The 14837-nt window shown below is 58.2% G+C and carries 10 protein-coding genes; 6 read left to right on the top strand and 4 right to left on the bottom strand.

The annotated features are described in order from the left end of the window. Positions 1-1152 carry an acyl-CoA dehydrogenase family protein gene (locus EJ576_RS10365; RefSeq protein ID WP_126570296.1) on the top strand — a complete coding sequence of 384 codons (1152 nt, stop codon included), beginning with the start codon at positions 1-3 and terminating at the stop codon, positions 1150-1152. A 270-nt stretch (positions 1153-1422) separates the two neighbouring features. Here EJ576_RS10365 and EJ576_RS10370 read toward each other — a convergent pair whose 3' ends face one another. The 4 genes from EJ576_RS10370 to EJ576_RS10385 are packed head-to-tail and all read right to left on the bottom strand — an operon-like array spanning position 1423 to position 5309. After that, a complete protein-coding gene (locus EJ576_RS10370; RefSeq protein ID WP_122727078.1) occupies positions 1423-2196 on the bottom strand; it encodes an enoyl-CoA hydratase in 774 nt (257 codons plus the stop codon). A gap of 11 nt (positions 2197-2207) precedes the next feature. Continuing rightward, positions 2208-3335: an acyl-CoA dehydrogenase gene (locus EJ576_RS10375; RefSeq protein ID WP_122685042.1), complete on the bottom strand. Its 1128-nt coding sequence runs from the start codon at positions 3333-3335 to the stop codon at positions 2208-2210. Positions 3336-3344: 9 nt separating this feature from the next. Continuing rightward, a complete protein-coding gene (locus EJ576_RS10380; protein ID WP_122727080.1) occupies positions 3345-4529 on the bottom strand; it encodes an acetyl-CoA C-acyltransferase in 1185 nt (394 codons plus the stop codon). 12 nt (positions 4530-4541) lie between these two features. Continuing rightward, the gene (locus EJ576_RS10385; protein WP_122727082.1) at positions 4542-5309 is read right to left on the bottom strand and encodes an SDR family NAD(P)-dependent oxidoreductase; all 768 of its coding nucleotides are present in this window, start codon (positions 5307-5309) and stop codon (positions 4542-4544) included. A gap of 201 nt (positions 5310-5510) precedes the next feature. Between EJ576_RS10385 and EJ576_RS10390 the strand changes: the two genes are divergently transcribed. The 5 genes from EJ576_RS10390 (at position 5511) to EJ576_RS10410 (ending at position 14798) form a co-directional block, all read left to right on the top strand. Further along, positions 5511-6404 (top strand): bestrophin family protein, encoded by an 894-nt coding sequence (locus EJ576_RS10390; protein WP_028616182.1) that lies wholly within the window; start codon positions 5511-5513, stop codon positions 6402-6404. A gap of 70 nt (positions 6405-6474) precedes the next feature. Beyond that, a complete protein-coding gene (locus EJ576_RS10395) occupies positions 6475-7533 on the top strand; it encodes a tetratricopeptide repeat protein (protein WP_028616183.1) in 1059 nt (352 codons plus the stop codon). A 144-nt stretch (positions 7534-7677) separates the two neighbouring features. After that, complete coding sequence (locus EJ576_RS10400) at positions 7678-9177, top strand: ATPase domain-containing protein (protein WP_122727084.1); 1500 nt, start codon at positions 7678-7680, stop codon at positions 9175-9177. Further along, positions 9177-10847: an ATP-binding protein gene (locus EJ576_RS10405; RefSeq protein WP_126570297.1), complete on the top strand. Its 1671-nt coding sequence runs from the start codon at positions 9177-9179 to the stop codon at positions 10845-10847. Before EJ576_RS10400 ends, EJ576_RS10405 begins: the two co-directional genes overlap by 1 nt. 147 nt (positions 10848-10994) lie before the next feature. Beyond that, positions 10995-14798 carry a hypothetical protein gene (locus tag EJ576_RS10410; RefSeq protein WP_126570298.1) on the top strand — a complete coding sequence of 1268 codons (3804 nt, stop codon included), beginning with the start codon at positions 10995-10997 and terminating at the stop codon, positions 14796-14798. Positions 14799-14837 lie beyond the last annotated feature (39 nt).

Below are 14837 nucleotides of genomic sequence, written 5' to 3' on the forward strand. Positions count from 1 at the left end.
ATGCAAGACATTGAATATACAGAAGAACAAGTAATGATCCGCGACATGGCACGCGACTTTGCCCGTGGCGAAATTGCGCCCTACGCCCAAGCCTGGGAGAAAGCCGGCTGGATCGACGACGCCCTGGTCGCCAAGATGGGCGAACTGGGTCTGCTGGGCATGGTGGTGCCTGAAGAATGGGGTGGCACCTATGTCGATTACGTCGCCTACGCCCTCGCTGTGGAAGAGATTTCTGCCGGTGACGGCGCCACAGGCGCGTTGATGAGTATCCATAATTCAGTGGGTTGCGGGCCGATCCTCAACTACGGCACAGAGGCACAGAAGCAGACTTGGCTGGCGGACCTCGCCAGCGGCCAGGCCATTGGCTGCTTCTGCCTGACCGAGCCCCAGGCCGGCTCCGAAGCTCACAATTTGCGCACCCGCGCCGAATTGCGTGATGGTCAGTGGGTGATCACTGGCGCCAAGCAATTCGTCAGCAACGGCAAGCGCGCCAAACTGGCGATCGTATTTGCCGTGACCGACCCGGAACTGGGCAAAAAAGGCATCTCGGCGTTCCTGGTGCCCACCGCAACACCGGGATTCGTGGTGGACCGCACCGAACACAAAATGGGCATTCGCGCCTCCGACACCTGCGCCGTCACCCTCAACCAATGCACAGTGCCCGAGGCCAACCTGCTGGGTGAGCGCGGAAAAGGCCTGGCGATTGCCCTCTCCAACCTGGAAGGCGGACGCATCGGCATTGCCGCCCAGGCGCTGGGCATCGCTCGTGCGGCGTTTGAGGCGGCGTTGGCCTACGCCCGTCACCGCGTGCAATTCAATAAGGCGATCATCGAGCACCAGAGCGTGGCCAATCTGCTGGCCGACATGCAAACCCAGCTGAATGCCGCACGCTTGTTGATCTTGCATGCTGCACGACTGCGCAGTGCCGGCAAACCGTGCCTGTCGGAAGCCTCCCAGGCGAAGCTGTTTGCCTCGGAAATGGCGGAGAAGGTCTGCTCGTCAGCAATGCAGATTCATGGCGGGTATGGGTATCTGGAGGATTACCCGGTGGAGCGTTACTACCGGGATGCGCGGATCACGCAGATTTACGAGGGGACCAGCGAGATTCAGCGGATGGTGATTGCCAGGGAACTGAAGAATTACCAACTCTAGCCGCCACACTTACCCCATGTAGAAGCTGGCTTTTGTGGGAGCTGGCTTGCCTGCGATGCACACAGGTATCTACACATCTTTTGACGGCGCAGAAGCATCCTGTAGTGAGCGGGCTTGTCCCGCTCACTACAGGGGATTTTTTCAGCTTCTGAAAGTTGTGTAGGTACCTATGCTGCGATACAGGCACCCCGGTTTATCTGTCAGACCGAGGTGATGCTATCGCAGGCAAGCCAGCTCCCACATTTGATGCTCAGTGTTTGGACGATCGCATTATTGATCTTTGAACTCGGGTGCACGCTTGGCCACGAACGCCGCCATGCCTTCCTTCTGATCCTGCGTCGCGAACGCTGCATGGAACACCCGGCGCTCAAAGCGCACGCCTTCCGACAGGCTCACTTCAAACGCACGGTTCACGCTTTCCTTGACCATCATGCTGATAGGCACTGACTTGCCAGCAATCAGAGTGGCGACTTTCAGCGCCTCTTCCAACAGCTCATCAGCCGGGACAATACGCGCGACGATCCCGCAGCGCTCGGCTTCTACCGCGTCGATAAAACGCCCGGTCAGGCACATTTCCATGGCCTTGGCTTTGCCCACGGCACGGGTCAGGCGCTGGGTGCCGCCCATGCCCGGCAGTACGCCGAGGTTGATTTCCGGCTGGCCGAACTTGGCGCCGTCGCCTGCCAGGATAAAGTCGCACATCAAGGCCAGTTCGCAACCGCCACCCAGGGCAAACCCGTTGACGGCGGCAATGATCGGCTTGCGGCGGTTGGCCACACGATCGCTGTCGCTGAACAGGTCGTCAAGGTAGATCTGCGGGTAGGTCAGCTCGGCCATTTCCTTGATGTCGGCACCGGCGGCGAAGGCTTTCTTGGAGCCCGTCAGCACAATGCAACCGATTTCCGGGTTGGCTTCCAGGCCATCCAGTGCCTGGTTCAACTCACTGACCAATTGCGCGTTGAGAGCGTTCAAGGCTTGCGGGCGATTGAGGGTAATCAGCCCGACGCGGCCTTGGACGTCGAGCAAAATGGTTTCGTAACTCATGTATCGGCTCCTTAGAGATTGCGTGAGATGACCATGCGCTGGATATCGCTGGTGCCTTCGTAAATCTGGCAGACCCGCACGTCGCGGTAGATCCGCTCCAGAGGGAAGTCGCTCAGGTAACCGTAACCGCCCAGGGTTTGCAAGGCGGCCGAACAGACTTTCTCGGCCATTTCCGAGGCGAACAGCTTCGCCATCGAGGCTTCCACCAGCGCTGGCTTGCCGCTGTCACGCAGGGCGGCGGCGTAATGCACCATCTGCCGGGCGACCGCGATTTGCGTGGCCATGTCCGCCAGGCGGAAGGCCACGGCCTGATGTTCAATGATCGGCTTGCCGAAGCTTTCACGCTCACGGGCATAGTCGCGGGCGGCTTCAAAGGCGGCACGGGCCATGCCCACCGCTTGTGAAGCAATACCCACACGGCCGCCCTCAAGGTTGGCCAGGGCAATCTTGTAGCCTTCGCCCTCTTCCCCAAGACGGTTGGCGACTGGCACCTTCACCTCCTCGAACAGAATCTGACAGGTGTCGGACGCATGCTGGCCGAGTTTGTCCTCGACCCGCGCCACGCTGTAGCCCGGCGAATCGGTCGGCACGATGAACGCGCTGATCCCGCGTTTGCCCGCCGTCGGGTCGGTCACGGCAAACACAATCACCACCCCGGCGTTTTGCCCAGAGGTGATGAACTGCTTGCAGCCATTGAGCACGTAATGGTCCCCTTCCAGGCGTGCGCGGGTTTTCAGGCTGCTGGCGTCGGAGCCGGCCTGGGGCTCGGTCAGCGCGAAGGCACCGAGCATGGCGCCGCTGGCCAGGGGCTTGAGGAATTGTTCTTTCTGCTGGTCGTTGCCGAACTTGAGGATCGGCACGCAACCTACCGAGTTGTGCACGCTCATGATGGTGGAGCAGGCGCCATCACCCGCGGCGATTTCTTCCAGGGCCATGGCGTAGGCCAGGTAGCCGGTGTCGCAACCGCCCCACTGTTCTGGCACCAGCATGCCGAAGAAGCCCAGTTCGGCCATTTCACCGATGGCTTCCTTGGGAAAGCGATGCTCGCGGTCCCATTCGGCGGCAAAGGGTTTCAGGCGCTCCTGGGCAAATTGCCGGGCCGCGTCGCTGATTTGCAGTTGTTCGTCATTGGGCAGCATGGTCAGTCCTTAGTACAGGCATTCAACAGCCATGGCCGTGGCTTCACCACCGCCGATACAAATGGCCGCGACGCCACGCTTGAGGCCGTTCTGGCGCAGGGCCGAAAGCAGCGTCACCAGGATCCGCGCACCGGAAGCGCCGATCGGATGGCCCAGGGCACAGGCGCCGCCGTGGATATTGACCTTGGCGTGGGGGATTTCCAGCTTGCTCATGGTCACCAGGCTGACCACGGCGAAAGCTTCGTTGATCTCGAACAGATCCACTTCATCCAGGTTCCAGCCGGTCTTCGTCATCAATTTGCGGATAGCGCCCACCGGCGCCACCGGGAACAATCCCGGCTCATCGGCAAATGCCGCATGCCCACGGATCACCGCCAAGGGCCTGAGGCCACGTTGCTGCGCCTCGGACTGACGCATCAGCAGCAAGGCCGCTGCGCCATCGGAAATCGAGCTGGAGTTGGCCGCCGTCACCGTGCCGCCTTCACGGAACGCCGGTTTCAGGCTGCTGATCTTGTCCAGCTTGGCCTTGGGCGGCTGTTCGTCATGCAGGATGGTTTTCTGCTCCTTGCCCACGGTGACCTGCACCGGAACGATCTCGGCGGCAAAATTGCCATGGGAGATCGCTTCCTGCGCGCGGGTCAGCGACGCAATGGCAAACGCATCCTGGGCCTCGCGGGTAAAACCGTTGTGCAGGGCACAGTCCTCGGCAAAGGTGCCCATCAGGCGGCCTTTGTCGTAGGCATCTTCCAAGCCGTCGAGGAACATGTGGTCCAGTACCTTGCCGTGGCCCATGCGGTAGCCATTGCGGGCGCGGTCGAGCAGGTACGGCGCGTTGGACATGCTTTCCATGCCACCGGCAATCACCACGTCGACGCTGCCGGCCAGCAGCGAATCATGTGCAAGGATCGCGGCTTCCATGCCCGAGCCGCACATCTTGTTGAGGGTGGTGCAGCGCGTGGCCTTGTCCAGCCCGGCGCCCAACGCCGCCTGGCGTGCCGGTGCCTGGCCGAGGCCTGCGGGCAGGACGCAGCCGAATAGCACTTCATCCACGGCATCGGTGGCGATACCGGCCCTGTCGACGGCCGCACGAATCGCGGCGGAACCCAGCTGCGGCGCGGTCAGGCCCTTGAGGTCACCCTGGAAGCCACCCATGGGCGTGCGCACGGCGCTGACAATAACGATGGGATCGGTCATGGAAAATCCTCCTTACTTGGCTGCCATGCGCAAGGCACCGTCGAGACGGATCACCTCGCCATTGAGCATGCTGTTTTCAATGATGTGCCGCACCAGCGCGGCGTATTCGGCGGGTTTGCCCAGGCGTGGCGGGAATGGCACGCCGGCCGCCAGGGATTCACGGACTTCCGGGGTCATGCCAGCCATCATTGGCGTCTCGAAAATGCCGGGCGCGATGGTCATGACGCGGATGCCAAAACGCGCCAGTTCACGCGCGGCCGGTAGGGTGAGGCTGGCGATGGCGCCCTTGGACGCGGAATACGCCGCCTGGCCGATCTGACCGTCAAACGCGGCAACGGAGGCGGTGTTGATGATCACACCGCGTTCGCCGTCGGCATTCGCCTCGGTTTCGGCAATGGCAGCGGCTGCCAGGCGCAACAGGTTGAAACTGCCGATCAGGTTGACGTTGATCACTTGGGCGAAGCTGGCCAGGCCATGGGGGCCGTTCTTGCCGAGGATTTTCTCGCCACGCACTACGCCGGCGCAGTTCACCAGCCCATGCAACCCGCCAAAGGCTGCAACAGTGGCCTGTACGGCGGCTTCGGCGGCCGCTTCCTGGCTGATATCCGCCACGCTGCTACGGGCATTCTCGCCCAGCTGCTGGGCCTTGGCCGCCACGGCATCGGCGTTGAGGTCTACCAGCATCACCTTGGCGCCTGCCGCTACGAGCATTTCAGCGGTGGCCGCACCCAGGCCGGAAGCGCCGCCGCTGACCAGGAAGATCTTGTTTTCAATCTGCATTGTTATTCTCTTTAACGGTCCGAATCGTCGAAATAGTCGCCCCAGAGCGTCACTGCGGCAATGGTCAAAGCCCTCAACCTGCCTGACTGGTTTGGCCAGTCATCGACCCCGCCGATCAGCCAGTCAGCCCAAGCGATTGGACGGGCGCAGTGCGTGCTTCTAACCTGATGGGCTGCACCAACACAGAAGCTCGCCCCCTGAATGATAGTCCGACCCAAACCCAACCTCCTGGGCATCCTGTTTTCCCTCAAGGGTTCGATAGCCAAGCGCATCGCCCTGCGCAGCCTGTTAGTCACCCTGCTGGCCTCGGTGATCGTGCTGGTGGAAACCCTGCACCCGGCGTATTTCTCCAAGGTCAATGCCACGCCATTCACCTTGCTCGGGCTGTCACTGTCGATCTTCATGAGCTTTCGCAACAACGCCTGCTATGACCGTTGGTGGGAGGGCCGCAAGCAACTGGGGCAGATGATCATCGATGTGCGCTCGTTGATCCGCGAAACCCAGGTGCTGCGGGATCCGGCCGAGCGTGCGGGTTTGCTGCGCAGCGTGTGCGGCTTCGCCCATGGCCTGGTCGCACGGCTGCGCCATGAAGATGAAGCCCAGGCCATAAAGCCGTGGAGCCAGTTCCAGGCCAATCATCCCAACCTGCCCGACAACCTGCTGCAACAGGTCGGCGCACGGTTTTGCGCATTGGCCGAGCAAGGCGTGATCAGCGAATGGCGCTATACACAGTGGGAGGCGCGCCTGGTCAGCCTCAGCCAAGTGCAGGCGTCCTGCGAGCGGATCAAGAGCACGCCGCTGCCCTTTCCCTATACCTTGTTGCTGCATCGCACTATCTACCTGTTCTGCATCCTGTTGCCGTTCGCCATGGCCGAGCCGTTGGGTTGGTTGACGCCAGTGTTCACTGCCATCGTCAGCTACACGTTTTTCGGCCTCGATGAAATCGGTGATGACCTGGAGGACCCGTTCGGCTTTGACGAAAACGACCTGCCCTGCAATGCCCTCCTGCGCACTCTGGAGCGCGAAGTATTGGCCGCCCTCGGTGAAACCGATCTGCCACCGCCTTTGGAACCGGTGGAATACGTGCTGACCTGATGCGGGTTTGACACCTGCCGTGGTCTGACCGAAGCTGACGGCTTTGCTGCCCACGCTTTCGGACGCCTGCATGTCAAAGTCACGCCGTTACTCCCTCGTCGGCCTGTGCGCCCTGTTGTTGATTGTGCTGATCACCTGGTATTTCTCTCGCTCCACCCCGGTGGCTGTAGCGCCCGCTATTGCCCACGGTTACTCCAAGGCCCTGAAACAGGCGCGTAACGGCGAGCCTGGGGCGGCGCGGGTGTTGTACCAGCAACTGGGTCGGCCGGACCTGTCCCCCGAGCGCCGCGCTGCGTTGCATGCTGAGTTGCCTAACTATCCCAGTCCCCAGGCCCTGAAGTTGGCAGACAAAGACTTGGCCAGCGAGTCGCCTCTGGTGCGCGAGGCCGCCATTCACAGTATTGTCGGACTGGTCCCGACCGGTCAGCGCACGCTGTTGCTCGGCCCGGTGCTGGACGATCCCGAGGAAGAGGTACGGTTTGCCGCCGCCAACGCGCTGCTCGGTCTATCGCCAGATACCTTGGGCCTCTATTTTGGTCCGTTGCAGCAGGTACTGGACGAGTTCGTGAAAAAACTCAAGGCCCAGCCCGAAACGGCCGAAGGCTGGATTCAACTGGCACGCCTGTACATCCACAGCGCCCTGTTGCCGGAGGCGCAAAATGCCCTGGAACAGGCGATGCGCCTGCAGCCAGACAACCTGCAAGCCGTCGTCGCGCAGATCGAACTGCTGGATAAACAAGGGAAGACCGATGAGTCCCGCCAGTTGCTCGCGCGTCAGTTGTCCGCGCACCCCGAGTCGGCCTACCTGCAGCACGCGTTGGGCATTTGGCTGTTGCACCACGGCGAGCGGCCCTATGCCCTGCTCGGTCTGTCCAAGGCCGTAGAGTTGGAACCGGACAATCAGGACTATCGCTACGACCTCGCCACGACCCTGCACGCCCAGGAAGAATTGGAGGCGGCCCAGCGCCAACTGGAAGAAATCATCCAGCGCCACCCCGCCAATCGCAAGGCGCGGGTGTTGCTGATCAATTACTGGAAGGAAAGCGGTCAGTTGCAGAACGTCCAGGTCCTCCTGGCGCAGCTTGAGCAACAGAATCCGGATGATCCGGCGTTGCAACAAGGTCTGTAGGTCCAGGCTGAAAACTTGTAAACCCAAGCTATCGTTGTACAAACTTCACGAAACGTTGAACCGCTAAAGGTCACTACGGTCAAGTAAATATGGCGCGCCAAGAGCGGCGCGCCCCTCTATTTGAACGTGACCTGAGGGCACTCCTTGTCTACATCCAACGAGCTGTTCAGTGAAAAGGCCGCCACCGGCATCGAAGGTCTGGATGACATTCTTTCCGGGGGGCTATCGCGCAGCCACCTGTTCCTGCTGGAAGGTGAACCAGGCACCGGTAAAACCACCGTCGCCCTGCATTTTCTGCAGGCGGGCGCGAAAAACGGTGAGACTTCGTTGTACATCACCTTGTCCGAGACCGAACGTGAACTGCGTCAAGGTGCCAAGTCCCACGGCTGGGACTTGGACGAGAATATCCATATCTTCGAGCTGACCCCACCGGAAAGCCTGCTCAACGCTGAACATCAGCAAAGCCTGCTGTATTCCTCTGACCTGGAACTGGGCGAAGCCACGCGGCAGATCTTCGAGGTGGTTGAGCGGGTCAAGCCGACCCGCGTGGTCGTCGACAGCCTCTCCGAAATCCGCCTGCTGGCGCAGAGTTCTTTGCGTTATCGCCGACAGATCCTGGCGATCAAACATTACTTCGTCCGTTATGACGCAACCGTGCTGCTGCTGGATGACCTGACCACCGAATCCTTGGACAAGACCGTGCACAGCGTGGCCCACGGGGTGATTCGCCTGGAAGAACTGACGCCCAGCTACGGCGCCGAACGTCGCCGGATACGGGTGGTGAAGTACCGGGGCCAGAAGTACCGTGGCGGCTTCCATGACTTCACCATCATGCAAGGTGGTGTGCATGTGTTCCCGCGCCTGGTCGCGGCCGAGCACCGTGGCGGCTACAACCGCGAGACGCTCACCAGCGGCATCCGCGAGCTCGATTCGCTGCTTGGCGGCGGCATCGAGACGGGCTCCAGCAGCCTGATCCTCGGCCCGGCCGGTACAGGCAAGTCGCTGATCTCGATGATTTTCGCCGCCGCCGCCGTGGCCCGTGGCGAAAAGGCGGCGCTGTTCATCTTCGATGAAGAGTTGGGCCTACTGTTCGAGCGCATGAAGAATATGGGCATCGACCTGGCGGCCTTGCAAGCCACCGGCAATCTGCTGATCGAGCAAGTGGACGCCGCTGAGCTGTCTCCCGGCGAGTTCTCCCACCGCGTCCGGCGTTGTGTGGATGAGCGCGGGATCAAGACCGTGGTCATCGACAGCATCAACGGCTATCAGGCCGCAATGCCGGAAGAGAACGCACTGATCCTGCATATGCACGAGCTGTTGCTGTACCTGAACCGCAGAGGCGCAGCCACCTTCATGACCGTCGCCCAGCATGGCCTGGTCGGAGACATGCAGGCGCCAGTCGATATTACGTACTTGGCCGATACGGTGATTCTGCTGCGTTACTTCGAGGCAGTCGGCGAGGTGCGCCGCGCCATCTCGATTATCAAGAAACGTACCGGCTCCCATGAGTCGACGATTCGTGAGTACCGCATCGGCAGCCGTGGCATGACCGTCGGCGAGCCGTTGAACAACTTCCAGGGTGTCCTGCGCGGCATTCCCACCTACATGGGCGCCGGCTCGCCCCTGCTCAAGGACATGGGTTAGTGACGGTCGTGACACCTGTCTCCGAGCGCGCGATCATCCTCGCGCCGCTGGGACGTGACAGCTCGCTTGCGCTGATGATGCTCAATGAGGCCGGTTACAGTGGCATCATTGCCAGCGATCTGGGCACGTTGTGCGAGGCATTGGAGCACGGCTGCGGTTTACTGATCATCGCCGCCGAAGCGCTGCGCGGCGTTGACCTCGAGCCCTTGCTGGAGCATTTGCACCAACAACCTGCCTGGTCAGACTTGCCTATTGTCCTGATGACCCACCACGGCGGCAGCGAACAGAACGGTTCATCCCGGTTCAGCGGCTTGCTGGGCAACGTGACGTTTCTGGAGCGTCCGTTCCATCCGGTGACGCTGATCAGCCTGGTCAGCACCGCCCTGCGCGGGCGCCGTCGGCAGTACGAAGCACGGGACCGCCTGATAGACCTGAGTGAAAGCGAACTGCGCCTGCAGCGAACGCTGGAAACCCTCGAGCAACAGGTCGAAGAACGCACTGCCCAACTGCGTCACAACGAAGATGCTTTGCGCCAATCGCAGAAGATGGAAGCGGTCGGCCAGTTGACCGGCGGCATCGCCCATGACTTCAACAACATGCTGACCGGCATCATCGGCAGCCTGGAGTTGCTGCGAAGGCGCGTGTCCCGGGGCAAACTGGACGACCTCGACAGCCTGATCGACCTCGGCGTTACCTCGGCCAATCGTGCCGCCGGCCTCACCCACCGGCTGCTGGCGTTCTCCCGCCGCCAATCCCTTGATTCCAAACCTGTGGAGATCAACCAACTGGTCACGTCCATGGGTGAGCTGCTGCAACGCAGCATCAATGAAAGCATCGCCCTGGACATGCGCCTCACCGGCCACCTGTGGACCGCCGAGGCCGACCCCAATCAATTGGAAAGCGCCCTGCTCAACCTGGTGATCAATGCGCGAGACGCCATGCCCAACGGCGGCAGCCTTACCGTGGAAACCACCAACCGCCACCTCGACAACGTGTTCACGGCCGCTTATGGCACCTTGGAACCCGGTGACTACGTCGAATTGAGTGTCAGCGACACGGGCTGCGGTATTCCGGAAAGTGTGATGGGGCGTGTATTCGATCCGTTCTTCACCACCAAACCGATCGGCCAAGGCACGGGCCTGGGGCTATCGATGATCTATGGCTTCGCCCGCCAATCCCATGGCCACGTCACCATCCACAGTGAAGTCGGCAAAGGCACGACGGTCAGCCTGTTTCTACCTCGATTCATCGGGGAAATCGTTGCGGACGTGGCGGCTGACGCGGCGCTGCTGCCTTTCGCCAACGCGGGAGAAACGGTGTTGATCGTCGAGGACGACCCCGCGGTGCGGGTGTTGGTCAGCGCGGTGCTCAAAGAGTTGGGCTATGGCTTTGTCGAGGCCGGTGACGCCAACACTGCGGTGCCGATCATCGAATCCGATCAGCGTATTGACCTGATGATCAGCGATGTCGGCCTGCCTGGCATGAACGGCCGGCAACTCGCCGAAATAGGCCGGCAGATCCGCCCTGACCTCAAGGTGCTATTCATTACGGGTTATGCCGAACACGCGGCCGTGCGGGGTGGGTTCCTGGACCCGGGTATGCAGTTGATCACCAAGCCATTTACCTTTGATTTGTTGACGGCGAAGGTGCGGGAAATGATACGGGCGTGATGATGAAACACGGGCGACCTTGAAACATTGAGGCATGATTGCTCTGATTTGATGTGGAATCTCTTTTTGTTATTTCAACACGAATGTTTACCTACGGATGTGTGAATACGCCGTAGCTAACGTTGAAATTAAGAAACAGGGACCACAATGACGACTCTTATCAGCAGTTCACATTACGCGCTGCGCACTCCTGCGAATGCTGCGCCTCTGCAAACACCCGTGGCTCAAACGATCACCCGTCACCGGCGTGAAGCCACCGCTGAGCCAGTGCCGCTCCCAGAGAGCGGGAGCAGTCGCGAGACCGGCGACAAAGCGTTGGCTGCACTGTATGGCCACGCGCTGCTGAAAAGCCTCGAGGGCAGCCATGACGAGGTCATGGTCGAGAATGTTCCGCACCATTCGACGTTTGGCCAGTGGTGGGCTCAGTTAGGTCGAGCCATGGAGTCGCGTGGGGTTAAAGATTGGCTTGTAAAGCAGAACGCTGACATGAACTCTGTGAAAATCAGCCCCGAGTCAGGTGAAATCTCCTTCAAACTCAAGAGCCGAACGGCCTCCGACAGAAGGATAGAGAGATACGGGCCCTCCAATGCACGCTGGGCAGATGTAGGCAGGTTCGTCAAGGAAGCTGGCAGTGTCGCATCATCGAATTCCCCTTTTTCTTTTCAACCGCCGCTTTCAGAAGACAGCAGCAGCGTACCGCTGTGGCTGATTGGAAGATTCTACGGAGAGGGTAACTTATCAGACGATGAGGCTCGGACGCGCGCGCAAGCGTTAATACGTGACAACACGTTCGTTGAGCGCCCCAGTGACTACTACGGGTACCTTGATGAAGCGCGCAGCGAAGACAAACTAGGCGAACAGAAAGCGGCGCTGGCAGACAATAATACCCGGCTAAACGTAGTGATCTCACTTAAAGATTTGATCTCGACGGTGACGAAGGATCCAAAAACAAGCGATCAGATACTCGACCTGTTGAACACGACCAGGGTCCGGGTCGAGCCTGACAGCACGTATCCGCAAGCGCTTTTAAACGCAAACAACACGACTAGTTTGAAGGAGTACATCACAGAAAAGGGCTGGAACATTCCCAAGAGTCTTCCAGAACTGAGAAACCTTGAAGCAGCGATCTTGTCCCCAGCTCCCCAACCTACACGCTATGGCAATTATGGCGGCGCACTGGCATGGCCAATACCGCTCAGTACTATCAACCAGCAAAAATTGAAAGCTATGCTCAACCGCGGGGAAATTGGCAACATCAGCACTGGCAGCGCCAAGTCCGTATTGGACTATTTGATGCAAGGCAGAGTGTTTGATCCTTCCGACTTGCGCAACCCTCGATCCGTGATAGATACCTTGATCCAGTCACCCAAGGGCAAGGCGCTGGGCGAAGCAATCAAAGCTGAATTCGACGCGTTGGAGGTCGAATGCAGTGCTGAGGACTGGTTACTGACAGCGCTGAGTTTTTTCAATCTTCATCCGACATACCCTATGAGTAGCAAGGGCGACATTCCTGTTGCTCAGCTGGAACACGGCGATGCTTTCGGCCGATCTGCCCAACAGATCTTTACACGTGTAGCCGATGACCTACTGTCCAGCGGTGCAGCGACATCGCCAGAGAACGCCCGCGTTCACGCGCATTTATTGCTTTCATCCAAGGCGCCTGAGTACTTGGTGAAGGACATCCCAGAAAAAGTAACCCTTGGCTCACATAGCTGGGTCAGCTTTACTACTGCGGTGGCGCGTCTGGAAGCAAAGTCGCCCGGCTCGACGGCATCCATGAGCTATGGCGATGTCATGCTCGCCGCTGAAATTGCTCCGATTTCAGCGCAAGAACAAATTATCGAGTACGAAGCTCAGGAGCGTGCGCTCAAGTACTGGGGCCTTGCCAATGGTTTGGGTTACCCCATGAATGAGACATCAAAGAAAAAAGTGCGCGATGCTTACAATGAACAAATCAGTGAGTTGAAAACAGCCTCTGGCGCTCAGAACACACCGATGCCGACTGCCAAGGACATCGCATTGGCGGAGCTGAAAAAGGCTCTGCCGGAAATGACCGAGAAACAGTTTGAAGAAAAGTGCCTGACATTGGAGCCCTATATCCCAGACTATCCTGGGCCTTATTCGGTGCTTGATCTTTACCTCAAGGGTAAATTTGAATTCTATTCAGAGCCCCCGCAACGTGCAGCCACCGACCTTCAAGGTAACTTCATTACGCAAGACGCGTATAAAGGAACGCTTGTTTCATCTTCGACTAACGTCAATATAACTGAGCTATTACCCACTTTAGAACAGCTGCCCAATGTAGCAGAACCATTCACAAAGCAATTTTCAGAATACAGTCATTTAATAGAGAGAAATACCGCCGCCCAAGTAAAGCACCTGATTGCAACACAGCCCTTGAATATCCGTCGAGATTTGGAGTTTGGCAGCATTACTATCATGCGTGAGGACAGCCTTAAATGGAAGAAAACGCAGGCGGCTTTGACACCGGAAATCCTTCCTCGCGAGCATAACAATTTGATAGTAAGAACTGTGCGAAATGGACAGCGCCGAACCTATGAGATAGATCCGACAGCAGGCCGCATGATTGAGCGCTTGGATTTGAATGGTGTGGCGGTTGGCGGTATAAGATTTCCGGAAAAAAGGCTTGTAGAGATAAAACCTGAGGGCTATGCAGACTATATTTACACTGAGCATCCTCACCCCACGAGTATTCCATATAGTTTTGACAGTTCTAGAACACATCTAATAGCCGATGCATTCAAAGAGCACATTGATATAAAAAGCTACAGGGATGAGGCGCAAGGGTTGACTACCTTTGATACTGAAATACCTTTTTACAAAAAGGCTCAAGAGTTCTTTTTCGATTTGATTCCGCTAAGGTCTGCGATCGTAAATTTTTCTAATGGTAATATTCAGGATGGTTTCGGAGATTTGATTTTCGATGCATTTGGTTTTGTAATAGGTCTTGGCGCGGCTGCAAAGGGCGCAAAGGCTTTACATACGGGGGCCTCAGCAGCGGACAAAGCTATCAGAGTTGGGAAAATACTTGGCCGCGCAGCCGTAGGCGCGCTTAACCCCATCGATGGCCTTATTGACCTTGGCAAGATAGGCATCGGGCTCGCAAAAAAAGGCGTCGGACTCGCAAAAAAAGGCACACATATAGTAGTCGACGGTTTCAGATCAATCACACGTAACGCTGACGACGTGGGGAGCGTACTGTTATCCAGCAAACACTTGAATAACGCATCCGTCGGTACTTTTAAGGTCGGCAGCGAGACCGTACAAGGCCCCGCGATTTTTAAAAATGATAACTGGTATGCCTATAATCCAACTAAAAATGAAGCGTTTGGCTCCGCCCTCGTAAACTTCAAGCCTACCAATGCCTCCCGCCCTCTCTCTCACGCTGACCTGACCAAAAGCTGGGACAAGCTAATGGCCAAACCAGGTAGAAAATCTGGGGTCTGTTATACGGCGTCAGTGCAATTGGGAGAGGCGGAGCAAGCACTCTCCAGCAACGTTCTCGACGCTATTAGAAAGTCGGCAAGCACAGTGCCTGGCACTAACTACACGCCCGCATACCTTGAATTAATGGGCATAAATCCTGCTAATACGAAATCAATATTTAATCCCGCAGAAATTTCCGAGTCAGGGCTTATTAACTTTAAGTCGCTCCACGGAGAAAAAAACTTTAAACACACTGTTTACCTACAAAAAACCGAGAAAGGCGAGTTATTTCTATATAACTTCAATGGCGTTCCCTTGGACGGCGCTATGCTAAAAAACGGCCATCCGTTGAAACAAGTAAGCGGTGGGGGCTTCGTCTATGATATCAGCCACGGCAACCACAAAGGCCTTCAGGACTATCTCGATCATCCAATTGATGGTGCTGAATATACCTTCACTACAGCGGGAACGCTCAATGCCAACGTGCAGAAGTTGAAAGCCTAAACCCTGCGAAATGTGCGGCGTCCTGTTGCAGACGCCGCC

The sequence above is a fragment of the Pseudomonas sp. C 49-2 genome, assembly GCF_003970195.1.
GTDB lineage: Bacteria > Pseudomonadota > Gammaproteobacteria > Pseudomonadales > Pseudomonadaceae > Aquipseudomonas > Aquipseudomonas canadensis.

What these genes read in the sequence shown, in the direction of transcription:
- EJ576_RS10375 (WP_122685042.1), bottom strand. Translation starts at nt 3,335, where the DNA reads ATGCTGCCCAATGACGAACAACTGCAAATCAGCGACGCGGCCCGGCAA.
- EJ576_RS10395 (WP_028616183.1), top strand. Translation starts at nt 6,475, where the DNA reads ATGTCAAAGTCACGCCGTTACTCCCTCGTCGGCCTGTGCGCCCTGTTG.
- EJ576_RS10370 (WP_122727078.1), bottom strand. Translation starts at nt 2,196, where the DNA reads ATGAGTTACGAAACCATTTTGCTCGACGTCCAAGGCCGCGTCGGGCTG.
- EJ576_RS10365 (WP_126570296.1), top strand. Translation starts at nt 1, where the DNA reads ATGCAAGACATTGAATATACAGAAGAACAAGTAATGATCCGCGACATG.
- EJ576_RS10390 (WP_028616182.1), top strand. Translation starts at nt 5,511, where the DNA reads ATGATAGTCCGACCCAAACCCAACCTCCTGGGCATCCTGTTTTCCCTC.
- EJ576_RS10385 (WP_122727082.1), bottom strand. Translation starts at nt 5,309, where the DNA reads ATGCAGATTGAAAACAAGATCTTCCTGGTCAGCGGCGGCGCTTCCGGC.
- EJ576_RS10380 (WP_122727080.1), bottom strand. Translation starts at nt 4,529, where the DNA reads ATGACCGATCCCATCGTTATTGTCAGCGCCGTGCGCACGCCCATGGGT.
- EJ576_RS10410 (WP_126570298.1), top strand. Translation starts at nt 10,995, where the DNA reads ATGACGACTCTTATCAGCAGTTCACATTACGCGCTGCGCACTCCTGCG.